At 71.3% G+C, this 22,236-nt stretch carries 24 protein-coding genes and 1 riboswitch; of the genes, 11 read left to right on the top strand and 13 right to left on the bottom strand.

Annotated features, from left to right (window positions below; all coding sequences use genetic code 11):
- Positions 1 to 10 precede the first annotated feature (10 nt).
- The 7 genes from ADK54_RS04625 to bioB form a co-directional block, all read right to left on the bottom strand.
- On the bottom strand, positions 11 to 2,578 hold the full coding sequence (locus ADK54_RS04625; RefSeq protein ID WP_053724215.1) for an ABC transporter permease: 2,568 nt from the start codon (positions 2,576 to 2,578) through the stop codon (positions 11 to 13).
- A 6-nt stretch (positions 2,579 to 2,584) separates the two neighbouring features.
- Complete coding sequence (locus ADK54_RS04620; protein ID WP_053724214.1) at positions 2,585 to 3,400, bottom strand: ABC transporter ATP-binding protein; 816 nt, start codon at positions 3,398 to 3,400, stop codon at positions 2,585 to 2,587.
- A 150-nt stretch (positions 3,401 to 3,550) separates the two neighbouring features.
- Positions 3,551 to 4,249, bottom strand: a complete 699-nt coding sequence (locus ADK54_RS04615; protein ID WP_053724213.1) for a class I SAM-dependent methyltransferase — start codon at positions 4,247 to 4,249, stop codon at positions 3,551 to 3,553.
- Between the two features lie 88 nt (positions 4,250 to 4,337).
- Positions 4,338 to 4,700: a VOC family protein gene (locus ADK54_RS04610; protein WP_053724212.1), complete on the bottom strand. Its 363-nt coding sequence runs from the start codon at positions 4,698 to 4,700 to the stop codon at positions 4,338 to 4,340.
- Positions 4,700 to 5,392, bottom strand: coding sequence for a dethiobiotin synthase (gene bioD / locus ADK54_RS04605; RefSeq protein WP_053724211.1), 693 nt, complete (start codon positions 5,390 to 5,392; stop codon positions 4,700 to 4,702). Before bioD ends, ADK54_RS04610 begins: the two co-directional genes overlap by 1 nt.
- A gap of 1 nt (position 5,393) precedes the next feature.
- Positions 5,394 to 6,683 carry an adenosylmethionine--8-amino-7-oxononanoate transaminase gene (locus ADK54_RS04600; protein ID WP_053724210.1) on the bottom strand — a complete coding sequence of 430 codons (1,290 nt, stop codon included), beginning with the start codon at positions 6,681 to 6,683 and terminating at the stop codon, positions 5,394 to 5,396.
- Positions 6,676 to 7,896: a biotin synthase BioB gene (gene bioB, locus ADK54_RS04595; RefSeq protein ID WP_053724209.1), complete on the bottom strand. Its 1,221-nt coding sequence runs from the start codon at positions 7,894 to 7,896 to the stop codon at positions 6,676 to 6,678. The genes ADK54_RS04600 and bioB overlap by 8 nt, the downstream gene beginning before the upstream one ends.
- Before the next feature lie 145 nt (positions 7,897 to 8,041).
- On the opposite strand from bioB, the gene ADK54_RS04590 reads away from it, so the two are divergent.
- Entirely contained in the window at positions 8,042 to 9,184 is a 1,143-nt protein-coding gene (locus ADK54_RS04590) for an 8-amino-7-oxononanoate synthase (RefSeq protein WP_053724208.1), read from the top strand.
- A gap of 27 nt (positions 9,185 to 9,211) precedes the next feature.
- On the opposite strand, the gene ADK54_RS04585 is transcribed toward ADK54_RS04590, so the two are convergent.
- Positions 9,212 to 9,433, bottom strand: a complete 222-nt coding sequence (locus ADK54_RS04585; RefSeq protein ID WP_053724281.1) for a DUF397 domain-containing protein — start codon at positions 9,431 to 9,433, stop codon at positions 9,212 to 9,214.
- A 23-nt stretch (positions 9,434 to 9,456) separates the two neighbouring features.
- A complete protein-coding gene (locus ADK54_RS04580; protein WP_053724207.1) occupies positions 9,457 to 10,320 on the bottom strand; it encodes a helix-turn-helix domain-containing protein in 864 nt (287 codons plus the stop codon).
- A 235-nt stretch (positions 10,321 to 10,555) separates the two neighbouring features.
- Here ADK54_RS04580 and ADK54_RS04575 point away from each other — a divergent pair, with 235 nt between their 5' ends.
- Positions 10,556 to 10,990, top strand: a complete 435-nt coding sequence (locus ADK54_RS04575; protein ID WP_053724206.1) for an ATP-binding protein — start codon at positions 10,556 to 10,558, stop codon at positions 10,988 to 10,990.
- Between the two features lie 97 nt (positions 10,991 to 11,087).
- Here ADK54_RS04575 and ADK54_RS04570 read toward each other — a convergent pair whose 3' ends face one another.
- The 3 genes from ADK54_RS04570 to ADK54_RS04560 all read right to left on the bottom strand — a co-directional run bounded on the left by ADK54_RS04570 (position 11,088) and on the right by ADK54_RS04560 (position 13,032).
- Positions 11,088 to 11,561 (bottom strand): C40 family peptidase, encoded by a 474-nt coding sequence (locus ADK54_RS04570; protein WP_053724205.1) that lies wholly within the window; start codon positions 11,559 to 11,561, stop codon positions 11,088 to 11,090.
- 3 nt (positions 11,562 to 11,564) lie between these two features.
- Positions 11,565 to 11,748, bottom strand: a riboswitch (cyclic di-AMP (ydaO/yuaA leader).
- 339 nt (positions 11,749 to 12,087) lie between these two features.
- Complete coding sequence (locus ADK54_RS04565) at positions 12,088 to 12,396, bottom strand: hypothetical protein (protein ID WP_053724204.1); 309 nt, start codon at positions 12,394 to 12,396, stop codon at positions 12,088 to 12,090.
- Positions 12,397 to 12,402: 6 nt separating this feature from the next.
- Positions 12,403 to 13,032: an ATP-dependent Clp protease proteolytic subunit gene (locus ADK54_RS04560; protein ID WP_053724203.1), complete on the bottom strand. Its 630-nt coding sequence runs from the start codon at positions 13,030 to 13,032 to the stop codon at positions 12,403 to 12,405.
- A 251-nt stretch (positions 13,033 to 13,283) separates the two neighbouring features.
- On the opposite strand from ADK54_RS04560, the gene ADK54_RS04555 reads away from it, so the two are divergent.
- The 9 genes from ADK54_RS04555 (at position 13,284) to ADK54_RS04515 (ending at position 21,051) form a co-directional block, all read left to right on the top strand.
- Complete coding sequence (locus ADK54_RS04555) at positions 13,284 to 13,979, top strand: lysophospholipid acyltransferase family protein (protein ID WP_053724202.1); 696 nt, start codon at positions 13,284 to 13,286, stop codon at positions 13,977 to 13,979.
- A gap of 154 nt (positions 13,980 to 14,133) precedes the next feature.
- Entirely contained in the window at positions 14,134 to 14,427 is a 294-nt protein-coding gene (locus tag ADK54_RS04550) for a type II toxin-antitoxin system Phd/YefM family antitoxin (RefSeq protein ID WP_053724201.1), read from the top strand.
- Between the two features lie 298 nt (positions 14,428 to 14,725).
- Positions 14,726 to 15,028 (top strand): urease subunit gamma, encoded by a 303-nt coding sequence (locus ADK54_RS04545; protein ID WP_053724200.1) that lies wholly within the window; start codon positions 14,726 to 14,728, stop codon positions 15,026 to 15,028.
- 15 nt (positions 15,029 to 15,043) lie between these two features.
- Complete coding sequence (locus ADK54_RS04540) at positions 15,044 to 15,355, top strand: urease subunit beta (RefSeq protein ID WP_053724199.1); 312 nt, start codon at positions 15,044 to 15,046, stop codon at positions 15,353 to 15,355.
- Positions 15,348 to 17,069 (top strand): urease subunit alpha, encoded by a 1,722-nt coding sequence (locus ADK54_RS04535; RefSeq protein WP_053724198.1) that lies wholly within the window; start codon positions 15,348 to 15,350, stop codon positions 17,067 to 17,069. The genes ADK54_RS04540 and ADK54_RS04535 overlap by 8 nt, the downstream gene beginning before the upstream one ends.
- 14 nt (positions 17,070 to 17,083) lie before the next feature.
- Positions 17,084 to 17,758, top strand: coding sequence for an urease accessory protein UreF (locus tag ADK54_RS04530; RefSeq protein WP_053724197.1), 675 nt, complete (start codon positions 17,084 to 17,086; stop codon positions 17,756 to 17,758).
- 130 nt (positions 17,759 to 17,888) lie between these two features.
- Positions 17,889 to 18,566 (top strand): urease accessory protein UreG, encoded by a 678-nt coding sequence (gene ureG, locus ADK54_RS04525; protein ID WP_053724196.1) that lies wholly within the window; start codon positions 17,889 to 17,891, stop codon positions 18,564 to 18,566.
- On the top strand, positions 18,554 to 19,321 hold the full coding sequence (locus ADK54_RS04520) for an urease accessory protein UreD (protein WP_053724195.1): 768 nt from the start codon (positions 18,554 to 18,556) through the stop codon (positions 19,319 to 19,321). The genes ureG and ADK54_RS04520 overlap by 13 nt, the downstream gene beginning before the upstream one ends.
- Positions 19,322 to 19,527: 206 nt before the next feature.
- On the top strand, positions 19,528 to 21,051 hold the full coding sequence (locus ADK54_RS04515) for an alpha/beta hydrolase (protein ID WP_078966128.1): 1,524 nt from the start codon (positions 19,528 to 19,530) through the stop codon (positions 21,049 to 21,051).
- Between the two features lie 64 nt (positions 21,052 to 21,115).
- On the opposite strand, the gene ADK54_RS04510 is transcribed toward ADK54_RS04515, so the two are convergent.
- Complete coding sequence (locus ADK54_RS04510; RefSeq protein ID WP_053724193.1) at positions 21,116 to 22,150, bottom strand: NAD-dependent epimerase/dehydratase family protein; 1,035 nt, start codon at positions 22,148 to 22,150, stop codon at positions 21,116 to 21,118.
- Between the last annotated feature and the right edge of the window lie 86 nt (positions 22,151 to 22,236).

Raw genomic sequence — 22,236 nt, 5'->3', positions numbered from 1 at the left:
AGTCCGGGAGTTACTCGTGTGCGATGGCGGCCAGCACATTCATCCGCGAGGCCCGCAGCGCGGGCAGCAGCGCCGCCACCAGGCCGACGACCACCGAGCCCACCGCGACCGCGACGATCGTCGACCACGGCACCGCGAACGCGGTGAGGCCCTGGAGCGCGAGCACCTGCTGTACCGCCACCCCCCACACCATGCCCAAGGCGAGCCCGAGCAGTGCGCCGAAGACCGCGATCACGACGGATTCCAGCCGGATCATCCGCCTCAACTGCACCCGGGAGAGCCCGAGGGCCCGCAGCAGCCCGATCTCTCTGGTCCGCTCGACCACCGACAGGGCAAGGGTGTTGACCACCCCGAGCACCGCGATCACGATCGCCAGGCCCAGCAGCGCGTACACCAGGTAGAGCAGCACCGCGATCTGGTCGTGCACCAGCTTCTTGTAGTCGTTCTGGTCCCTGACCTGGACCTGGGGATACGAGGTCAGCGTCGTCTTCAGCGCCGCGCGCAGCTGGTCGGCGGGTGTGCCGCTCGCCGCGTTCACATAGACGGCGGCGTCCTGACCGCCGGGCACGTACCGCTCCAGCGTGGCCAGGCCCATGAAGAGGCCGCCCTCGGTGGCGAATCCTCCGTTGGCCTGGTTCATGTCGGTCAGCGCCGTCACGGTCAGCCGCGCCTGCTGCCCGGAGGAGAACAGCACGGGCAGCGAGTCGCCGATCCGCACGTCGTGGTCGTGGGCGTACGTCTTGTCCATCGCGAGGCCGTCGGCGGCGAGCGCCTGCGCCGTGCCGCCGCTCGCATACGTCAGATGGGCCACGTCGTCGAGCTTCGGATCGTAGCCGGACGCCGTCGTGTCGGCCTTCTTCCCGTCCGGCAGGGTGACCCGCACGGGCGCGAACCGCTGCCGCACCACGGTGCCCACGCCCTTCGTGGCCCGGATCCGCTCGGTGATCTCCTGCGGGAACGGCTGGAAGTTGGCGTTCTGGATGACGAAGTCCGCGCCGAGCACCCGGTCGATCTGCTGGTCGAAGGATTTGGACATCGAGGTGCTGGCCACGGAGAGCCCGGTGACCAGGGCGATGCCGACCATGAGCGCGGACGCGGTCGCTCCGGTGCGCCGCGGATTGCGCAGGGCGTTGCGCTGGCTCATCCGGCCCACCGGGCCGAACACCTTCGGGAACGCCCCGCCGAGCACCCGGATCACGGGCCGCACCAGAAGCGGACCCGCGACGACGGTCGCGATCAGAGTGAGCACGAGCCCAAGTCCCAACAAGGACGAGGCAGTTGAGGCCCTGCTGCTGGCCGCGCAGCCCGCCAGGGCCGCCGCTCCGGCCGCGCCGAGGAACGCGCCCACCACGGCCCGTACCCGCAACGGCCGCCCCGCGCCCGCCACTTCGGCGTCCACGAGCGCGGCCATGGGGGAGACCTTGGCCGCCCGGCGGGCCGGAAGGTAGGCGGCGACGAACGTCACGCCGACGCCCACCGCGTAAGCGGCCACCGGGGTCGGCCAGTTGACCACCATCTCGGCGGCGCTCAGGTTCATCCCGAACAGGCTCATCAGCGCGATGAGCCCGGCGGCGAGCCCGACGCCGACGGCGAGGCCGAGCGTCGACCCGACCAGACCGAGCAGGAGCGCCTCCAGGAGCACCGAACGGCGCACCTGCCCGCGATCGGCACCCAGAGCCCTCAACAGGCCCAGTTCCCGGGTGCGCTGGGCGATCAGCATGGAGAAGGTGTTGACGATCAGGAAGATCCCGACGAGCACGGCGATGCCTGCGAAGCCCAGCATCAGGTACTTGATGACATCGAGGAATCCGCCGAGCTGCGCGGCGTCCGACGTCGCCTGCTCGGCCGCGGTCTTCAGGTCGTACCGTCCGCCGAGCCGGTCCGCGACGCGCTGCTTCAGTACGTCGTCGCTGACGCCCGGGGCGGCGTCGACCGAGATGCTGGTCGCCGCGTCCGGCTTGCCGAGCAGCCGGGACTGGGCGGTCGGGGTGTCCAGGAAGACCAGGGCCGCGCCCGGGTTGGTGGTGGTGAACGTGGCGATCCCGACCACGCCCACCTTGAACGAACCGGGCCCGGCGAGCACGGTGAGGGTGTCGCCGATCCGCACCTTCTTCTTGTCCGCGGTGTCCTTGTCGAGCAGCGCCTCGTGGGGCCCGCTGGGTTCGTGACCACTCGTCAGCTTCACCGGACTGCGTTTGTCCACGTACCAGTTGGTGGCGATCGTGGGTCCGCCGGTGGTCGGCCCCACCACCTGGTCGCGGGCATCGACGACGGTGATGCCGGAGACGGCCGCGTCGATGCGCGCGGCCGCGACGCCGTCGACGTGGGCGAGCTGAGCGGCGAGCGAGGCCGGCACGGTGGGTGTCTCGCCGGACGGCAGCGCGGCGTTGATCTCCTTCTTCGGCGAGACGGTCACGTCGGCCGACGTCGAGGCGAAGAGCCGGTCGAAGGTACGCGCCACGGTGTCCGAGAAGATCAGCGAACCGGCGACGAAAGCCACCGAGAGCACCACCGCGAGGGCGGAGAGGAGGAGTCGCCCCTTGTGCGCGAGGAAGCCGCGCAGGGTCGCCTTCAGCACGGCCGGTCAGCTCTTGCGCGGTGCGTCGTCAGGGGCGCCGAGGTGCGGCCGGGCGCCCGAGAAGAGCCGCATCCGCTCCAGGACGGCTTCCGAGGTGGGCCGCTCCATCCTGTCCACGATCCGCCCGTCGCCAAGGAAGAGGACCAGATCGGCGTGGCCCGCGGCGCCCGGGTCGTGCGTCACCATCACCACGGTCTGCTCCAGGCTGTCCACCGCCTCCCGCAGGAACGCAAGCACCTCCGCGCCCGCGCGCGAGTCCAGGTTGCCGGTCGGCTCGTCCGTGAAGATCAGCTCCGGCCGGGACGCGAGGGCCCGCGCGCACGCGACCCGCTGCTGCTGGCCCCCGGACAACTGCGCCGGGCGGTGCTTGAGGCGGTCGCGCAGGCCGAGCGTGTCGATGACCCGGTCCACCCACGCCCGGTCCGGGGTGCGGCCCGCGATGTCCATGGGCAGCGTGATGTTCTCGGCGGCCGTGAGCGTGGGCAGCAGGTTGAACGACTGGAACATGAAGCCGATCCGGTCCCGCCTGAGCCGGGTGAGCTCCCGTTCCTTGAGCCCGGTGATCTCGGTGTCCCCGAGCCATACCTGCCCCGCCGACACGGTGTCGAGCCCGGCCAGACAGTGCATCAGGGTCGACTTCCCCGAACCCGAAGGACCCATCACCGCGGTGAAAGCGCCCCGCGCGATGTCCACGTCGACCGAGTCCAGGGCGAGCACCGTGGTCTCGCCACTGCCGTACGCCTTGGTCAGTGCGCGCGCCCGCGCGGCGACCGGCGCCGCGGGCTCCGTTCCGTACGCGTGTGCCGTTGCAGGTGTGGACAAGGCCGCCTCCCCGATTGTGGCGTCATGGCCGCTCCAACTCCCGTACCGCATAAGAGAGTAGAGGCCGGGGCCGAACCGTCGCCATCCGTCGAGGGGCCCGGTGTGGGGAGGCGGATGTAAGGGGCACGTGCCATGCTCGGACACCGGCTCCTACTCGGATACCGGCTCCTGTTCGTCCGGGCCGAGCGCCGGGCGCCGCGCCACCCCGAGCACACACGGCGAGGACGGCGATGCGACGCCCTTGGCGGGCACCCGCAGATGGCGGTAGCCGACGATCTCGAAGCCCGCCGCCTCGATCGCGCCCAGCGGATCGCGCGCGGTGTGGCAGCCGCCGAACAGCAGCGGCCACACCGTGCGGTCCAGGCCGCGCTGCACCGTCGCAAGGGCCCGGCCGTCCGCCCGGCCGTGCTCGAAGAACCGCAGCTCGCCGCCCGGGCGCAACACCCGGCGGATCTCACCCAGCGCCCGCGAGAGGTCGCGTACCGAGCACAGCACCAGCGAGGCGACCGCCGCGTCGAAGGCCTCGCTCTTGACCGGCAGGGCCTCCGCGGCGCCCGGCACCACGTCCACCGGAACCTCCGCCTGGAGCGCTGCGCGGACCGCCAGCTGCCTCAGCGTGCGCTCCGGTTCGATCGCCACCACCTCGGACACGGCTGCCGGATAGTGGGCGAAGTTGAGCCCGTTGCCCGCGCCGATCTCGATGATGCGCCCCGAGAGCCCGTCGAGCAGTTCCCTACGGTGCTCGGCGATGCCGGCTCTCAGATCCACCGCCTCGCTGAAGCGCGCGTAGAAGCGGGCGAACACGGGGTGGTGCACGGCATCCGGGGCGATCTTGGTGCGCTGCGCCATGTCGGACCTCCTGAGCCTCGGGCAGCCGGCCGGTTGCCGGCGTCCTGCGGGCAGCCGGTTACCGCCATTGTCCCCGCGCCGCGCCCGCTCACCCGTCCGTGGACTCCACGAAGCAGAACTCGTTGCCCTCGGGGTCCCGCATCACCTGGAAGGCCCCCTGGGCGTCGGTCACGGTCGCGCCCACGGGACGCGCCCCGCGCCGCACGGCCGCCGCCCGCGCCCGGCGCACGTCCTCGACCGCGAGGTCCAGGTGCAGCCGGTTCTTGCCGGCCTTCTCCTCAGGTACGCGCTGGAAGGCGAGGCGCGGCGCGCCCGGCGGATCGACGTACGCCCACGAGGAGTCGCGCACCACGGGGCGCCCGCCGAGCAGCCCGGCCCAGAAGCGGGCGAGCCGCCCCGGGTCGGCGCAGTCCACGACGAGCTGCCCGAGGCGGGCCCGTAAAACAGCCATCAGATACTCCAAACGCCGCCGAGCGCCGGGGCGAGCCAACCGGCAGCTCGGGTACGGAAGTCGGCGGGCGCCAGCCGTCCGGCGCCCTCGGGCACAGTGCCGAGCAAGGGTGCCCCGGCCGCCTCGGGAAGGTCCGCGAGATTGCATCGCGAGGCCAGATCCGGCTCGGCCGGCCAGCTGCCCACGACGACCCCGGCGAATTCGAGATCCCGGGCCCGCAGGGCCTCGCCGGTCAGGGCCGTCGAGTTCAGTGTGCCCAGTCCGGCGGGCGTCACCACCAGGACGGGGGCACCGAGCAGCCGGGCCGCGTCCGCGAGCGTGCCGCCCTCGTCGTCGAAGCGGACCAGGAGCCCGCCCGCGCCCTCGACCAGTACGAGATCGTGCTCGGCGGCCAGTTTCGCCGCGGCCTCCGCCACTTCCTGGGGGCCGATGGGTGCCATACCGGCCCGGCGGGCCGAAGTGTTGGGCGCCAACGGCTCGGGGAACCGGGCCAGTTCGACCCCGGTCACCGCCTCCCCGGCGAGCCGCCGCACCTCGAAGACGTCACCGGGCTCACCCGGCGCGACCCCCGTCTGAGCCGGTTTGAGCACGGCCACCGAACGGCCGGCGGCGAGCGCCAGGGCGGCGACGGCCGCCGTGGTGATCGTCTTGCCGATCTCGGTGCCCGTACCGCTCACGACCAGAATCGCCATCTCAGCCCTCCCGCGCCGCCGCGCACACCGCACGGCAGATACGCGCCAGATCGTCGTCGCCCGTCACATAGGGCGGCATCGTGTAGATCAGATCCCTGAACGGCCGCAGCCACACGCCCTCGCGCACGGCCGCCGCGGTCGCCGCCTTCATGTCGACGTCGTGGTCCAGCTGGACGACGCCGATGGCGCCGAGCACCCGGACGTCCCGTACGCCCTCGATCGAGCGGGCTTGGTCAAGGCCGTCGAGCAGGCCCCTCTCGATGCGCTTGACCTCGCCCTGCCAGTCCTGGCCGAGCAGCAGGTCGATGGAGGCGAGCGCCACCGACGCGGCCAGCGGGTTGCCCATGAACGTCGGACCGTGGGCGAGCACCGGGACCTCGCCCGAGGAGATGCCCGCGGCGACCCGGCTCGTGCAGAGCGTCGCCGCCATCGACAGATAGCCGCCGGTCAGCGCCTTGCCGACGCACATGACGTCCGGCGAGAGCGCCGCGTGGTCGGCCGCGAACAGCGCGCCGGTGCGGCCGAAGCCGGAGGCGATCTCGTCGAAGACGAGCAGCACGCCGTGCTCGTCGCAGGCCTCGCGCAGCACCTGCAGGTACGCGGGCGAGTGGAACCGCATGCCGCCCGCGCCCTGCACCACCGGCTCCACGATCACCGCGGCCAGCTCGTCGGCGTGCCGCGCGATCGTCTCGCGCAGCTCCCGGGCGTACGACTTCTCGAACTCCGCGGGCGGAGCGCCGGCGAAGATCTGGCGGGGCAGCGCGCCCTGCCACAGCTCGTGCATCCCGCCGTCGGGGTCGCACACCGACATCGGCTGCCAGGTGTCGCCGTGGTAGCCGCCGCGCCAAGTGAGCAGACGCTGCTTGCGCGGCTGCCCGACCGAGCGCCAGTACTGCAGGCACATCTTCACGGCCACCTCGACCGCGACCGAGCCCGAGTCGCTGAGGAAGACGTGCTGGAGCGGCCCGGGCGTGATCTCGACGAGCCGGGCGGCGAGCCGGACGGCGGGCTCGTGGGTGAGCCCGCCGAACATGACATGGCTCATCCGGTCCAGCTGGGAGCGCGCCGCCTCGTTGAGCACCGGGTGGTTGTAGCCGTGCACGGCCGACCACCACGACGACATCCCGTCGATCAACTCGCGCTGACCGTGGGCCGGTTCGGCAAGGCGCAGCCGTACGCCCGACGCCGACTCGACGAGGAGCTGCTCCTGCCGGCCCGGCATCGGGCCGTACGGATGCCAGACGTGCCGGCGGTCCAGGTCGAGCAGATCGGTGGGGGAGTACTCAGGCATTGGGCGCGAGATCCGTCCCCGCGCCCCGGCGGCGCACGGCCACCAGATCGGTGCGCGCCTGGTCCGCGGGCGCCTGCTCGGGTGCCTCGACAGCGCCGTGGCCACCGCAGGGCCCGCAGCCGCCGCCCTCGTGGGAGCCGCAGCCGCTCTCCTCCTGCGAACCGCAGGCGCCCGTGCCCGTACCGCAGCCCGCGGCGGCGACCGCGTCCGCGCGGTGCTGCGGAAGCGTCGTGGTGCCCGCGCCCTCCACCTCGAACCCGGCGTCCGCGATCATGTCGAGGTCGGTCTGTCCGGCCTGGCCCTCGCTGGTCAGGTAGTCGCCCAGGAAGATCGAGTTGACCAGGTGCAGGGCGAGCGGCTGCATCGAGCGCAGATGCACCTCACGGCCACCGGCGAGCCGCACCTCGACGTCCGGGCACACGAACCGGGTCATGGCGAGGATCCGCAGGCAGCGCTGCGGCGTGAGGTTCCACTCCTTGCCGAGCGGGGTGCCCTCGAACGGGATGAGGAAGTTCACCGGCACCGAGTCCGGGTCGAGGTCGCGCAGCGCGAAGACCACGTCCACCAGGTCCTCGTCGGACTCGCCCATGCCCGCGATCAGACCGGAGCAGGCCGACAGACCCGCGTCGTGCGCCTTGGTCACGGTGTCCACGCGGTCCTGATAGGTGTGCGTGGTCGTAATGTCCCCGTACGTCCCTTCGGACGTGTTCAGGTTGTGGTTGTACGCGTCGGCCCCGGCGGCGCGCAGCCGCTCGGCCTGGCCGTCCGAGAGGAGACCGAGGCAGGCACAGACCTCGACGCCCTCGTTCTGCTCCTTGATCGTCTCGATCGTCTCGGAGACCCGGGCGATGTCACGGTCCGTGGGGCCGCGGCCGCTGGCCACCAGGCAGACCCGCTTGGCGCCGCCCGCGACGCCCGCGGCCGCGGCTTTCGAGGCCTCGTCGGGCTTGAGCCAGGTGTACTTCAGGATGTCGGCCTTGGAGCCGAGCCGCTGGGAGCAGTACGAACAGTCCTCGGGGCACAGGCCCGACTTCAGGTTGACCAGATAGTTCAGCTTCACCCGGCGTCCGAACCACTGGCGGCGCACCTTGCCGGCCGCGGCCACCACATCGAGCAGTTCGTCGTCGGAGGTCGCCAGCACGGCGAGTGCCTCTTCGCGGGTCGGCAGTTCGCGCCGCAACCCCTTGTCCACCAGCGTGTTCAGCAGGTCCATGGCGCCGATCTTCGCGCACGGCACCGCCTGTGGCCAAGGTAGGGATCCCACAACACGGGCCGTTTGAGGTGTGTGTATCGCCACACCCTGACCTGGCATGGCACCGGCTAGGGTCTGTCGGCAGCCTACAAAAAGGGACTCCACCATGTCGCGAGCGCCGTTCGACTGGATCGACGGAGAATCGGAGCGCCGCGAGCGCGCCGGTCTGGTCCGCACCCTGCGGCCGCGCCCCGCCGACCAGGACCTCCTGGACCTGGCGAGCAACGACTACCTGGGGCTCACCCGGCATCCCGCGGTCACGGCGGGCGCGGCCGAGGCGGCCCACCGCTGGGGCGCGGGCGCCACCGGCTCCCGCCTGGTCACCGGGACCACCGTGCTGCACACGGAGCTGGAGCGCGAACTCGCCGAGTTCTGCGGCTTCGAGTCGGCCCTGGTCTTCTCCTCCGGGTACGCGGCGAACCTCGCGGCGCTCACCGCGCTCGGCCCGCACGGCTCCCTGATCGTCTCCGACGCGGGCAACCACGCCTCCATCGTCGACGGGTGCCGGCTCGCCCGCGCTCGTACCGAGGTCGTTCCGCACGCCGAACCGGAAGCGGTCCGCAAGGCCCTGGACACCCACGGCGGGCCCGGCCTCGTGGTGTCCGACTCCGTGTTCTCGGTGGACGGCGATGCCGCCCCACTGCCTCAACTCGCCGCTGCCTGCCGGGAGTTCGGGGCCGCCCTGGTCGTGGACGACGCGCACGGGCTCGGGGTGCTCGGCGAGGGAGGGCGCGGCGCGCTGCACGCGGCCGGGCTCGCGGGCGCGGACGACGTGGTCGCCACGGTCACCCTGTCCAAGTCGCTCGGCAGCCAGGGCGGCGCGGTCCTCGGCCCGGCCCGGGTCATCCGCCATCTGGTGAACGCGGCCCGCACCTTCATCTTCGACACCGGGCTCGCCCCCGCGTCGGTCGGCGGGGCGCTCGCGGCCCTGCGACTGCTGCGCGCGCAGCCGGAGTTGGCGGGCCGGGCCCGCGCCGTCGCCGCCGAACTGCACGGCCGGCTCACCGCCGCAGGCCACCTCGCGGTACGTCCCGACGCCGCGGTCGTCTCCGTGCGGGCCCCCTCGCCGGAGGCCGCGGTGGCCTGGGCCGGGGAGTGCCGCGAAGCCGGGCTGGTGGTCGGCTGCTTCCGGCCGCCGTCGGTGCCGGACGGCATCTCGCGGATCCGGCTGACCGCCCGGGCGGATCTGGCGGAGCGCCAGATCGACAGGGCTGTGGGCGCGATCCTGAGGACCGCGCCCACAGCCTGACGGCTCGTCAATTCGCTGTGCTGTCCCTCAATTCGCGGTGCTGAGAGTGGAGATGAAGCGCTGCCAGGCCGGGGCGCCGAAGAGCAGCGCGGGCCCGTCGATCCGTTGGGAGTCGCGGACGGCAAGCAGCTCGCCATTGAGCCGGGCCGCCTCGACACAGTTGTTCATGCCCACGCTGCGGCTGCTGCGCCGCCAGGTGGCAGTCGTGAGGGAAGTGCTGGAAGGAACGTGCGCAGGGCGTGCGGACATCATGCCTCCCCACTCGCCATGAACTAGCCCGGTTCCCCCCGGGCTATCCGGGCGATGAGATCCAACGAGTCCTCGGAGGAGAGCGCGAGTGCCTGGACGGTCAGGAATGCGGCACTGTACGCCTCAAGGTCTTCTCTCCGTTCGAGGTAGAGGCTACTCGTCAGATGGTCGATAACAACCACATCCAGATCCGAAATGGCCGGAAATGAAAAGATAATGAAAGGGCCGGTCAGGCCGACATAGCCGCCGTAATGGAAAGGGATGACCTGCAACCGCACGTGCGGCAGTGCGGCGAGCTGCAGCAAATGCCGTAACTGGTCCCGCATGGCCGCCGGGCCGCCCACTCGCCGACGCAATACCGCCTCGTCGAGCACCGCGCTGAGCACCAGCGGCGGATCGCCGCGCAGCACCTCCTGGCGGGCGATCCGCACCTCCACGAGCGAGTCCACCTTGTCCGAGGGCAGCCCCCCGAGCGCGGCCCGCGTCACCGCCCGCGCGTACGCCGGCGTCTGCAAAAGCCCCGGCACCACCGAGGTCTCCAGGGTGCGGGCCGAGCGCGCCTGCGACTCCAGACTGATGAAGTCGCGGTACTGCGTCGGCAGCAGGCCCCGGTACGCATGCGCCCAATCCACCCCGGCGCCGCCCGCCGAATCGGCCAATGCCTGCAAAAGCGCGCGGAGTTCGGGGTCGCGCACCCCGTACGCTTCGAGCAGCCGGGCCACGTCCGCCGGCTTCACGCCACTGCGACCGGTCTCGATCCGGCTCACCTTCGACTGGTGCCAGCCGACCAGACCGGCCGCCTCACCACTCGTGAGACCCGTGTCGTCGCGCAGCTTGCGCAACTCCTCGCCGAGCTTGCGTCTGCGCACCGCCGGCCCGTGCCCCATAGCCGCCTCCTTCGTCTCCGGCGATGGGTAAGTGTGAGCCCAAATACGGTCTACCGTCGGAGAGTTCACTGCTTTGAGCGACAGATATATGCATATCTTGGTGGATCGCACCCGAGACCGGCACGATGAGTGGCACTCTGACGCGAAGCACAATCCGAGGCCGATGTCGTCTTCGCGAGCGCTCAACCGCTACGAGTCTTCAAGCCGGCCCGGGTGGGAAAGGGACAGCGTCGCCATGGCAGACCACCTCGAAGCAACCCTCACTCTGCCGAGCGATCCCGCCTCGGTCTCCGCGGCACGGAGGTACGTCGTCGGGGTCCTTGCCGACTGGGGCCTGCCGACCGACGCCGAGGCCGCCGACACGATCCGCCTCATCGTCTCCGAGCTCGCCACCAACGCCGTGCAGCACACCTTCGGCCAGTCGCCCACCTTCACCGTGGACGTCCAGCTGGAGCGCGAGGAGGAACTGCGGATCGGGGTGACCGACAGCCACCCGCGCTGGCCGAAACGATTGCCCGCCGCCGTCCAGCAGGACAACGGCCGGGGCATGGTGATCATCCGCTGGCTCGCCGCCGAGTGCGGCGGCCGGCTCTCGGTCGCGCCCACCGCGGACGGCGGCAAGACGGTCTGGATCGCCCTGCCGTGGACGGCGCCCGTCCAGAGCGGCTAGGGCCTGTCCGCCGGACAGGCCCTAGAGACGTGCCGAGGGCGCCCGAGGGCGTCCCGGTACGCGGGACACGCACCGGGACGCCCGGTCTGGCGGCGCGTCAGCCCACCCGCCCGTACAGGACGCTGTGGCTCCAGATCCGCTCCAGGCGGACCACCGTGCCGGCCTTGGGGGAGTGCCAGATCCTGCCGTTCCCGGCGTAGATCCCCACGTGGTACACCCGGCCCCCCGAGTGGAAGAACACCAGGTCCCCGGCCTTGCGGGACGAGGCCGAGACATGCCGGGAGCCGTTGTACTGCTGCTGGGCGGTGCGGGGCAGCTTGCGGCCCGCCTGCTTGAACGAGTAGAGCGTGAGCCCCGAGCAGTCGAACCGGTACGGGCCCGTGGCGCCGAACTGGTAGGGCGATCCCTTCTTCGACGCGGCCACGTGGAGCGCCCTGGCGGCCACGGCGGCGGCGTTCGCCTCGGGCGTGCTGCCCGGTGCCAGCGTCATCGCGCCCGTCACGGCGAGGGTGAGGGCACAGACGGTGCCGAGGCGGACCGCCAGCGACGAGACGTGTGTATGCGCGGTCATGCGCAACCCTTCGTCAAACCGCCTGCGAAGGATGACCTGTCGGGTTCGGACTGGCGAAGACGCCCGGCCGCGCATGCGGCTTCACCCCGAGGGACGGCCGGGGTACGGCCTTCCCGAAGTACTCGGGTCCTCCACTCCTGCCGGTCCACTCTTGTCGACCAGTCGTCCGGAACGGCGGCAGGACTCGGCGTCCGCCCGGACCGCCCCGCCGCGGTGGCGGGGGCTTGTCGTCCTAGGGGATCTTCACGCACCGACTGTCGGATTTACGGACCGAAACGGCTTTGTGTGAGGGTGCTCACGACTGCCTGGTTCGGGTGGACAGGGGCCGTTCGGCGCTACTGCAAATGGGGCTGACGAGCCCTGTACCAGCAACGGAAGGATCGATTCAGCAGATTGTCCACAGGCCGTAAGCAACTCATAAGGGCCGGTGAAAGTAGCCGCCGGTGGGCCGAACGGGGGTAGCCCGTCTGGTGCGTTTCGTCGGCCCTATGAGCGCGTCGGGTATCCCTCGCGGTTCCGGGTGCACTCACCCCGTCGTCTGCGGGGGCACCGTGAGCCGCCCCGCGCGGCGCTCGCCGTCCAGGATCCGCAGCGCCCGTGTCAGCGTCTGCGCGTGTACATGGGCCTCCCCGCGCTGGTGCATCAGCGTCAGGGCCTCCTTCAGCGCGGCCGCCCGGCCGACCAGGGCCTGGGCGGCCCTGAGGGCGGTGTACGTGTCGTGGCCGTGCGCCGGATTGATCCGGCCGAGCAGGTCGACCACTTCGAGGTAGGAGTCGATGAATTCGGCCTCGGCGCGCGTCAGGGCGGGCAGCGGCGGCAGTTCCGGTGGCAGCACGGCGGTTCACCTCCCGCGCAGCGACGTCTTGCGGCTTTCGAGTACGTGATCGGCGAGCCCGTACGCCACGGCGCCGTCGGCGTCGAAGACCACGTCCCGCTCGATGTCGGCGGCCACCTGCTCCGGGGTCCTTCCCGTGTGCCGAGCGAGGAGTTCGGTCAACAGCACGCGCCCACGCAGGATTTCGGCCGCCTGGATCTCCAGATCGGACGGCTGCCCCTGCACCGCCTCCTCGATGGCCGGCTGCTGGAGGAGCACTCGGGAGCCGGGCTGTACGGCGCGCTTTCCGGGCGTGCCGGCCGCGAGCAGCAGCGCGGCCACCGAGCTCGCCTGGCCCAGGCAGAACGTCTGCACATCGCAGGTGACGAACTGCATCGTGTCGTGGATCGCGGCCATCGCGGTGAGCGAGCCGCCGGGGGAGTTGATGTAGAGCGAGATGTCCCGGTCCGGGGCCGCGTGCTCCAGGTGCATGAACTGGGCCATCACGTCGTTGGCCGAAGCGTCGTCGACCGGGGTGCCGAGAAAGATGATCCGCTCCTCGAAGAGCTTGGAGTACGGATCGAGCGTGCGGATGCCCGAGGCGGTGCGCTCCTGGAACTCGGGCACCACGTAGCGGGCGGCGGGGCGGTGGTTCATGACATACCTCTCCTCGACCGGAGGTTCCGAAGGCCTCTGTGGAAAATGTACAGGACGTACAGAACCAGGGTGAGGTGTTGTCCGGAGATCGCGGCGAAGTGGCAGGTCAAAGGGTGTTTCGCTGTCGGCGGGTGGGCGGTTTTGGCCGCCGGTGACGGCGGGCCTTGGCTCAATAGGCCCTCTCCCGGCGATCTCCACGGGTGGCTAGCGTGCGTCGGCGCGGGGGTCACCTGGGGAGAGGGCTCACTGAAGTGTTCTATTTCGCATTCCGTCTCGTGGTGCTGGTGCCGCTGCTGCGGTGGCTGTTCCGCCCGTGCGTCGAAGGGGCCGGGCGGGTACCCGAGGCAGGTGCGGTGATCCTCGCGGGGAATCACCAGTCGTTCACCGACCAGTTCCTGCTGGGCGTGACGCTCAGGCGCCGCCTCACCTTCCTGGCCAAGCAGGAGTACTTCACCGCGCCGGGCCTCAGGGGCCGGGCGACCGCGGCGTTCTTCCGCGCGCTCGGTCAGATCCCGGTCGACCGCTCCGGCAAGGACGCGGCACAGTCGGCGCTCGACACCGCCCTCCAAGTCCTGGGTGACGGAGGGGTGTTGGGGGTCTTCCCCGAAGGGACGCGGTCGCACGACGGGCGGCTGTACAAGGGCAAGGTCGGGGTCGCGGCGATGGCGTTACGGTCCGGCGCTCCTGTGGTCCCGGTCGCGATGATCGGGACGTTCGAGGCGCAGCCGAAGGGCCGCCGACTGCCCCGGCGCGTGCCGATCACCCTCCGCTTCGGCGAACCCCTGGACTTCTCGCGCTATGCCGGGATGGAGAACGAGCGCCTGGTGCTGCGAGCCGTGACGGACGAGATCATGTATGCGGTGCAGAAGCTGTCGGAGCAGGAGTATGTGGACGTGTACGCGGCCGAGGCCCGCACGGCCTGGGAAGCGGCCGCCGCGGCCGCCTGACCCGTTCGCGCACGGCGCGGCGGGGCCCTGTCCGGGACGCACCTCCCCGGCCGGGGCCCCTTTGCGGACCGAGCCCACCGCACCCCTGTGACCTGCGCGGCTGCCGTTTCCCGCGGACCCAACGGCGCAGGTGGGCGGAGTCTAAGCTGGGTGCATGGCCTACGAGATTCCGGTGACGCAAGCCCGCGCAGAGCTCGCGGAGCTGATCAACCGCGTTGTGTACGGCGGGGAGCGGGTCGTGGTGACGCGCCACGGGAAGCCGCTCGTCGCCCTGGTCTCCGCCGCTGACCTGGCGAAACTGGAGTCCGAGCAGGAGCAGGAGCCGCAGCAGGAGGAGCAGGCGACCAGTTCGGTCTCGTTCGTGCACCCCCTGCCGAGGTCCGCCCCCGCGGAGCCCCGGCGCTTCGGGATCGCCGCGGAACACCGGGGTCCGCGCATCGGCGACTGAGAGCGAAAGTACGCGTCGCCGTGCGAGTGTCCCATACACCGATCTGCCTCGCCGAGGCGCCCCCTTGCTGATCATGGATTCTTAAAGCGCCAGTTAACGCGCCGGAAAAACTTCCGCTCTAACGTGCAATGCCTGGCCAAGGGGCCCGGAGATGGCGCTCAACAGGATGTTGAAGTCGGATACGGTTCCGCTGCGTTCGGGCGGCGAACACCTGTCCGGTCGGTCTCCGCCCTCGACGCCAGCTGGGTCCGTCCATGGCTGTCCGTGGACGGAAGGGCACGACTGTGAGGTGGGAAGCGTGCAACTGACGCCGCACGAGCAGGAACGGCTGCTCATCCATGTAGCCGCGGATGTCGCCGAGAAGCGCAGGGCCCGCGGGGTGAAGCTCAACCATCCCGAATCCGTCGCGCTCATCACGTCGCACATCCTCGAAGGAGCCCGTGACGGTTGCACCGTCGCCGAACTCATGGCGTCCGGGCGGAAGTTGCTCTCCCGTGACGAGGTCATGCCCGGCATCCCGGAGATGATCCACGACGTCCAGGTCGAGGCGACCTTCCCGGACGGCACCAAGCTCGTCACCGTCCACGAACCGATCGCCTGACGGGGGAGCGCCGCCGTGATTCCCGGAGAGATCCTCTTCGCCGAGGACCCCATCGCGCTCAACGAGGGCCGTGAGGTCGTGCGGCTGACCGTCCTCAATGCCGCCGACCGGCCCGTCCAGGTCGGCTCCCATTACCACTTCGCCGAGGCCAACCCCGGCCTCGACTTCGACCGTACGGTTGCCCGGGGCAAGCGACTCAACATCGCCGCGGGCACCGCCGTCCGCTTCGAACCCGGCATTCCCGTCGACGTAGAACTCGTCCCCCTGACCGGCCGGCGCATCGTGCCGGGGCTGCGCGGCGAGACCGGAGGTTCCCTCGATGACTGACCTCGACCGCGCCGTGTACGCCGACCTGTTCGGCCCCACCACCGGCGACCGCATCCGGCTCGCCGACACCGATCTCCTGGTCGAGATCGAGGAGGACCGCTCGGGCGGGCCCGGGCGCTCGGGCGACGAGGCGGTGTTCGGCGGCGGCAAGGTGATCCGCGAGTCCATGGGGCAGGCGCGGACCACGCGAGCCGAAGGCGCGCCGGACACCGTTGTCACCGGGGCCGTGATCATCGACCACTGGGGCATCGTCAAGGCCGACATCGGCATCCGCGACGGGCGGATCACCGGCATCGGCAAGGCGGGCAACCCGGACACCATGGACGGCGTTCACCCCGAACTCGTCATCGGCCCCGAGACCGAGATCATCGCGGGCAACGGGAAGATCCTCACCGCGGGAGCCGTCGACACCCACGTCCACTTCATCTCGCCCACGCTCATCGACCAGGCGCTCTCCTCCGGCATCACCACGCTGGTCGGCGGCGGCACGGGACCCGCCGAGGGCAGCAAGGCCACCACCATCACGCCGGGCCCCTGGCATCTGGCCCGCATGTTCGCCGCGCTGGAGAACGCGCCCGTCAACATCGGGCTGCTCGGCAAGGGCAACACCATGTCCCGCGAGGCCATGTACTCCCAGCTGCGCGGCGGCGCCCTCGGATTCAAGATCCACGAGGACTGGGGAGCCACCCCCGCCGTGATCGACGCCTGCCTCGGCGTCTGCGACGAGACGGGCGCCCAACTCGCCATCCACACCGACACGTTGAACGAGGCGGGCTTCGTCGGCGACACCCTCGCCGCCATCGCGGGCCGCTCGATCCACGCGTACCACACCGAAGGCGCGGGCGGCGGGCACGCGCCCGACATCATCACCGTGGTCTCGCAGCCCAACGTGCTGCCCAGCTCCACCAACCCGACCCGGCCGCACACCGTCAACACCATCGAGGAACACCTCGACATGCTGATGGTGTGTCACCACCTCAACCCGGCCGTGCCGGAGGACCTCGCGTTCGCCGAGTCCCGGATCCGGCCCTCGACGATCGCGGCCGAGGACTTCCTGCACGACCTCGGCGCCATCTCGATCATCTCCTCCGACTCCCAGGCGATGGGCCGCATCGGCGAAGTCGTGCTGCGTACGTGGCAGACGGCGCACGTCATGAAGGTCCGGCGGGGCGCGCTGGCCGGGGACGGGCACGCCGACAACCACCGGGTGCGGCGCTACGTCGCCAAGTACACGATCAACCCGGCCGTCGCCCAGGGCCTCGACCACGAGATCGGATCGGTGGAGAGCGGCAAGCTCGCCGACCTCGTGCTGTGGGAGCCCGCGTTCTTCGGGGTCAAGCCGCAGCTCGTCATCAAGGGCGGCCAGATCGCGTACGCGCAGATGGGTGACGCGAACGCGTCGATCCCCACCCCGCAGCCGATCCTGCCGCGCCCCATGTTCGGCGCGTACGGCAAGGCGCCCGCCGCCAACTCCCTCAACTTCGTGTCCCAGGCCGCGCTGGAGGACGACCTCCCCGAGCGGCTCGGCCTGGACAAGCGGTTCGTGGCCATCAAGAACACCCGCCGGGTGGGCAAGGCGGACATGCGCGAGAACGACGCGCTGCCGGACGTCAAGGTCGACCCCGACACGTTCACGGTGACCATCGACGGTGATGTGGTGGACCCGGCGCCGGCTGCCGAACTGCCCATGGCCCAGCGCTACTTCCTCTTCTGACGGGCCGTCACCACATGAGCCGCGCAGCCCTGCTCGTCCTCGCCGACGGTCGTTTCCCCGCCGGCGGCCACGCCCACTCCGGCGGTGCCGAACCGGCCGTCAAGGCGGGACGCATCCGTAACGCCACCGACCTCGCGGAGTTCTGCCGGGGCCGGCTGCACACCGCCGGCCTCACCTCGGCCGCGCTCGCCGCCGCGGCCGCCGCGGGGCTCGACCCGCTCGCCCTGGACGAGGCCGCCGACGCCCGCACTCCGTCCCCGGCCCTGCGGGCCACCGCCCGCAAGCTCGGCCGCCAGATGATGCGGGCGGCCCGGGCGACCTGGCCGTCCGCCGAACTCGACGCGCTGGCCGCCGCCCGGCCGCGCGGCGTTCACCAGCCGATCGTGCTCGGCCTCGCCGCCCGCGCGGCGGGGCTCGGTCCCGAAGACGCGGCGCACTGCGTGGCGTACGAGGTGGTGAGCGGGCCAGCCACGGCCGTCGTACGGCTGCTGAGCCTCGACCCGTTCGACGCGACGGCCGTCCTCGCCCGGCTCGCGCCGGACCTTGACGCGGTGGCTCGGCGGGCCGCTGTCGCCGCCACGGAGGCGGCGGTCGGCGGGCTGGACGCGCTGCCCGCGGCCTCCGCTCCGCTCCTGGACGTCATGGCCGAGGCGCATGCGGCTTGGCCGGTGCGGCTGTTCGCGTCGTAGGGAGGTGCGGCACCGCTGCCCGGGGGCTCCGGCCCCCAGACCCCCGTTCGCGCCTCAAGAGCGCTCGTCCTCAAACGCCGGACGGGGCCGAAAGAGGTTCCCCCCACACACATACAACCTGGAGAGCCGCATGCACCTCGACCACTCCCACGAAGGCCCCGCCGCCATCAGTGCCGACGCCCACCGACCCGACGGCACCCGGCGGGCCCTGCGCGTCGGGCTCGGGGGGCCCGTCGGGTCCGGGAAGACCGCCACCGTCGCCGCGCTCTGCCGGGCCCTGCGCGACCAGCTTTCCATCGCCGTCGTCACCAACGACATCTACACCCGCGAGGACGCCGCCTTCCTGCTGCGCAACGCCGTGCTGCCGCCCGAGCGGATCCAGGCCGTCGAGACCGGGGCCTGCCCGCACACCGCCATCCGCGACGACATCTCCGCCAACCTCGAAGCCGTCGAGGACCTGGAGGACGCGGTCGGGCCGCTCGACCTGATCCTCGTCGAGTCCGGCGGCGACAACCTCACCGCCACCTTCTCCAAGGGGCTTGTCGACGCCCAGATCTTCGTCATCGACGTGGCGGGCGGGGACGACATCCCGCGCAAGGGCGGACCGGGCGTCACCACCGCCGACCTGCTCGTCGTCAACAAGACCGACCTCGCACCGTATGTCGGGTCCGACCTCGGGCGGATGGCCCGCGACGCCAAGGAGCAGCGGGCCGAACTCCCCGTTGTCTTCCAGTCGTTGAGGTCCGACGAGGGCGTCGGCCAGGTCGCCGGCTGGGTGCGGGAGCAGCTCGCGGCATGGTCGGCCTGACCCTCGGCGCGCCGGGGGTGCGCGCCACCGCCCGCATCGTCGCCACCCCCGAAGGCCTGCCCGTACTGGAAGGGGAGGGGCCGCTCGCGCTGCGCCGCACCCGGGCGCGCGGCCCGTACCACCGGGTCACCGTCGTGGGCGCGATGAGCGCCCCGCTCGGCGGCGACCGGATCGCCGTCGAGGCCGAGGTGCGCGACGGGGCGCGGCTCGACGTCGACTCGGCCGCCGCCACCATCGCGCTGCCCGGTCGCGACGGCGAGCGGGCGCACTACGACGTGCGCCTCACCGTCGGTGAGGGCGCCGAACTGCGCTGGCTTCCCGAGCAGCTCATCTCGGCGCACGGCAGCGACCTCGCGATGCGCACCCGGATCGACCTCGCGGCCGGAGCCCGCCTCGTGTTCCGTGAGGAACAGGTGCTCGGCCGCCACGGCGAGGCCCCCGGCACCCTCGCCACCCGCCTCACCGTGCACCGCGCCGGCCGCCCGCTGCTCGACCAGGAGCTGGCGTACGGGCCGGGCGCACCCGGTGGCTGGGACGGGGGAGCGGTGCTCGGCGGGCACCGGGCGGCGGGTCAACTGCTCGTCGTGGCACCGGAGTTCACCGACCGTCCCGCCGAGACCCGGATGCTCGGCGACAGCGCCGTGCTCACTCCGCTCGCCGGGCCGGGCTTCCTCGTGACGGCGGTGGCCGCGGACGCCCGGCTGCTGCGCCGGACCCTCGACGACGTACTGCACACGCACCTCGCGACACGCTGACCGCTCAGCGGAACACCACGCACCGGCTATCGGTTCGGTAAAAAAACACCTGTACGGCCTGTGCACAGTGGCCTCACAGACGAAAGGATCCCCCGACAGGCCCAAATGGCGCGCTGAGACTGACAGCGCACTTCAGCAGGGGGAGGTACCACTTGAGACGCACCGCAGTGCTCGGCTCGGCCGGCACACTGATCGCGGGCACGCTGATGGTGGGCGCGATAGCGGCTCCGGTCGCCAACGCCGACAACCGCGACCACGGTTGGTCCGAGGCGCGTGGCGCGCAGGTCGCCGCCGACAGGGCGGCCAAGCAGGGCATCAATTGGACGGACTGCCCCGCCGACTGGGCGATCGCCAAGCCCATTCAGTGCGGCTACGTGAGCGTCCCGCTCGACTACTCGCGGCCCAACGGCAAGCAGATCAAGCTCGCCGTCGACCGCATCGGCAACACCGGCACCAAGGCCGAGCGCCAGGGTGCCCTCATCTACAACCCGGGCGGCCCCGGCGGCTCCGGCATGCGCTTCCCCACCCGGGTGACCACCAAGAACCCGCTGTGGACCAACACCTCGAAGGCGTACGACTTCGTGGGCTTCGACCCGCGCGGCGTGGGCCACTCGACGCCGATCTCCTGCGTGGACCCGCAGGAGTACGCCAAGGCGCCGAAGGCCGACCCGGTGCCGAGCAGCGAGGCCGACAAGCGCGCCCAGCGCAAGCTCGCCGCCGAGTACGCGGACGGCTGTGCCGAGCGCAGCGGCTGGATGCTGCCGTACATGACCACGCCGAACACCGCGCGCGACCTGGACGTCATCCGGGCCGCCCTCGGTGAGAAGAAGCTCAACTACCTGGGCGTCTCCTACGGCACCTACCTGGGCGCGGTCTACGGCACGCTGTTCCCCTCGCACGTCCGCCGCATGATCGTGGACAGCGTGGTCAACCCGGACCAGGACAACATCTGGTACCAGGCCAACCTGGAGCAGGACGTCGCCTTCCAGGCCCGCTGGAACGAGTGGGAGGACTGGGTCGCCAAGTACGACTCCAAGTTCCACCTCGGCACCACCCGGGCGCAGGTCGAGGCCCAGTGGCTGAAGCTGCGCGCCGACGCCAAGAAGAGCCCGCTCGACGGCAAGGTCGGTCCGGCCGAGCTGCTCGGGTACTTCCAGAAGGCCCCGTACTACGACTCGTACTGGGTGCCGGTCGCCAAGGCGCTCAGCGCGTACGCGGCGGGTGACATCAAGCCGGTCGTCGCCGCCTCCGCTCCCGACATGTCGGACATCGCGGGCAACATCGCCTCGGAGAACGGCAACGCGGTCTACACCGCCGTCGAGTGCGCGGACGCCAAGTGGCCCACCAGCTGGCGCAAGTGGGACCGCGACAACACCAAGCTGAACAAGGACTACCCGTTCCTGACCTGGTCCAACGCCTGGATGAACCTGCCGTGTGCCACCTGGTCCACCAAGCAGCAGAACCCGGTCGAGGTCAAGACGGGCAAGGGCCTCCCGCAGGTCCTGATCGTGCAGTCCACCAATGACGCCGCCACCCCGTTCCAGGGCGCCGTCGAGCTGCACAAGGCCTTCAAGAACTCGCGCCTCGTCATCGAGAAGGGCGCCGGTTCGCACGGTGTGACCGGTCTCGTCAACCCGTGCATCAACTCGCGCGTGGACGACTACCTGCTCACCGGCAAGACCGACAAGGCGGACTACACCTGCACCCCGCACGCAACTCCCGTGCCGTAGGCGTTAGTTGAGCAGAGGGGGGGGCGGCCGGAGATTCTCCGGCCGCCCCCTTTGTCTTCATGTCTTACGCACGCCCGGCCAGCCAGGCGTCCTCGGCCGCGTAGTCGAACAGGCCCACGGCCGCGTAGTTCTTGGCCATCTTCGGGAACGCCTCGCTCCACTCCCGGCCCTTCAGCTGCCCGGCCAGCCACTCGACCGTGGCGGGCAGCGACTCCACGTACCCGGTCACCGGCCGGTAGTCCAGCTCCCGCTCGGCCGTGCCCATGTCGTAGACGATCGGATGCGGGGTGCTCCACGGCGTGATGCCGACCGTGCCCGGCGGCGCGCCCTCCACCAGGACGAGCTCGCTGCGCACCCCGACGATCTCGTCGATGGCCGCGCTGATCTCGGCGACCGTCGGGGCTTCGCCGTCCGCCGCGTTGAGCACCCGGTCGCCGGGCCTGTTCGCGGCCAGCCGGATCAGCTCCGCGATGTTGGAGACGTGCGCCGGATGGAACCGGCTCTCCCCGCGGTACGCGAGCACCCGCACCGGCCGCCCGTCCAACGCCCGCTTCACGAAGTGCAGTTCACGCGGCGTCTGGCAGTACGGCCCGTGGACCGCCCCCGCGCGCAGCAGCGTCGAGGGGATCGACGAGCCGAGCAGCTCCTGCTCAAGAGCCACCTTCCGGGTGCCGTACGTCGCCTCGCCGGGAGCCACGGTGGCCAGCGACTCCGGGATCGGGACCGGGTAGCACGGCGACCCGTCGGGCTCGGCCTGGGTGTCGAAGCCGCGCCCCTCGTCGTCCTCGTACACCGCGCCGCTGGAGATCACCACCGCGGAGCCGATCCGGTCGCCGAGCCTCGCCAGCTGCCGGGCGTGGCCCTGCCCGTACGCGACCATGTCGACCAGTACGTCGACGCCGTCCCCGAGTGCGGCGGCGAGGGCCGCGTCGTCCTCGCGGTCGAGGCGCACCCGCTGTACGTTCCCGGGCCAGGCGGCGTCCCCGCCGCCTCCTCGTGACGCGGCCCGCACCTCCCAGCCGTCCTCGGCGAGCGCGCGCACGGCGGCCCGCCCGATCTGTCCGGTAGCTCCGATGACGAACGCGCATCCCTTGGTCATGGCCCGGACGCTACGCCCGCGCCGATCAAGGCGGCCAGAGCGTTCCGCCCTGCGCGGATCCGCCCAGGGCCGAGCGGTCCGGGGAA

Origin of the sequence: Streptomyces sp. WM6378, assembly GCF_001279695.1 — a bacterium.
In the GTDB taxonomy this organism is placed as follows: domain Bacteria; phylum Actinomycetota; class Actinomycetes; order Streptomycetales; family Streptomycetaceae; genus Streptomyces.
The sequence above is the reverse complement of the archived record's forward strand: the minus strand, read 5'-3'. Positions and strand labels throughout refer to the sequence as shown.

Bases quoted from the DNA above. Each gene is read 5' to 3' on its own strand.
- ADK54_RS04615 (WP_053724213.1), bottom strand. From the start codon at position 4,249: ATGGCGCAGCGCACCAAGATCGCCCCGGATGCCGTGCACCACCCCGTG.
- ADK54_RS04610 (WP_053724212.1), bottom strand. From the start codon at position 4,700: ATGGCTGTTTTACGGGCCCGCCTCGGGCAGCTCGTCGTGGACTGCGCC.
- bioD (WP_053724211.1), bottom strand. From the start codon at position 5,392: ATGGCGATTCTGGTCGTGAGCGGTACGGGCACCGAGATCGGCAAGACG.
- ADK54_RS04600 (WP_053724210.1), bottom strand. From the start codon at position 6,683: ATGCCTGAGTACTCCCCCACCGATCTGCTCGACCTGGACCGCCGGCAC.
- bioB (WP_053724209.1), bottom strand. From the start codon at position 7,896: ATGGACCTGCTGAACACGCTGGTGGACAAGGGGTTGCGGCGCGAACTG.
- ADK54_RS04590 (WP_053724208.1), top strand. From the start codon at position 8,042: ATGTCGCGAGCGCCGTTCGACTGGATCGACGGAGAATCGGAGCGCCGC.
- ADK54_RS04585 (WP_053724281.1), bottom strand. From the start codon at position 9,433: ATGTCCGCACGCCCTGCGCACGTTCCTTCCAGCACTTCCCTCACGACT.
- ADK54_RS04580 (WP_053724207.1), bottom strand. From the start codon at position 10,320: ATGGGGCACGGGCCGGCGGTGCGCAGACGCAAGCTCGGCGAGGAGTTG.
- ADK54_RS04575 (WP_053724206.1), top strand. From the start codon at position 10,556: ATGGCAGACCACCTCGAAGCAACCCTCACTCTGCCGAGCGATCCCGCC.
- ADK54_RS04570 (WP_053724205.1), bottom strand. From the start codon at position 11,561: ATGACCGCGCATACACACGTCTCGTCGCTGGCGGTCCGCCTCGGCACC.
- ADK54_RS04560 (WP_053724203.1), bottom strand. From the start codon at position 13,032: ATGAACCACCGCCCCGCCGCCCGCTACGTGGTGCCCGAGTTCCAGGAG.
- ADK54_RS04550 (WP_053724201.1), top strand. From the start codon at position 14,134: ATGGCCTACGAGATTCCGGTGACGCAAGCCCGCGCAGAGCTCGCGGAG.
- ADK54_RS04535 (WP_053724198.1), top strand. From the start codon at position 15,348: ATGACTGACCTCGACCGCGCCGTGTACGCCGACCTGTTCGGCCCCACC.
- ADK54_RS04530 (WP_053724197.1), top strand. From the start codon at position 17,084: ATGAGCCGCGCAGCCCTGCTCGTCCTCGCCGACGGTCGTTTCCCCGCC.
- ureG (WP_053724196.1), top strand. From the start codon at position 17,889: ATGCACCTCGACCACTCCCACGAAGGCCCCGCCGCCATCAGTGCCGAC.
- ADK54_RS04520 (WP_053724195.1), top strand. From the start codon at position 18,554: ATGGTCGGCCTGACCCTCGGCGCGCCGGGGGTGCGCGCCACCGCCCGC.
- ADK54_RS04515 (WP_078966128.1), top strand. From the start codon at position 19,528: ATGGTGGGCGCGATAGCGGCTCCGGTCGCCAACGCCGACAACCGCGAC.
- ADK54_RS04510 (WP_053724193.1), bottom strand. From the start codon at position 22,150: ATGACCAAGGGATGCGCGTTCGTCATCGGAGCTACCGGACAGATCGGG.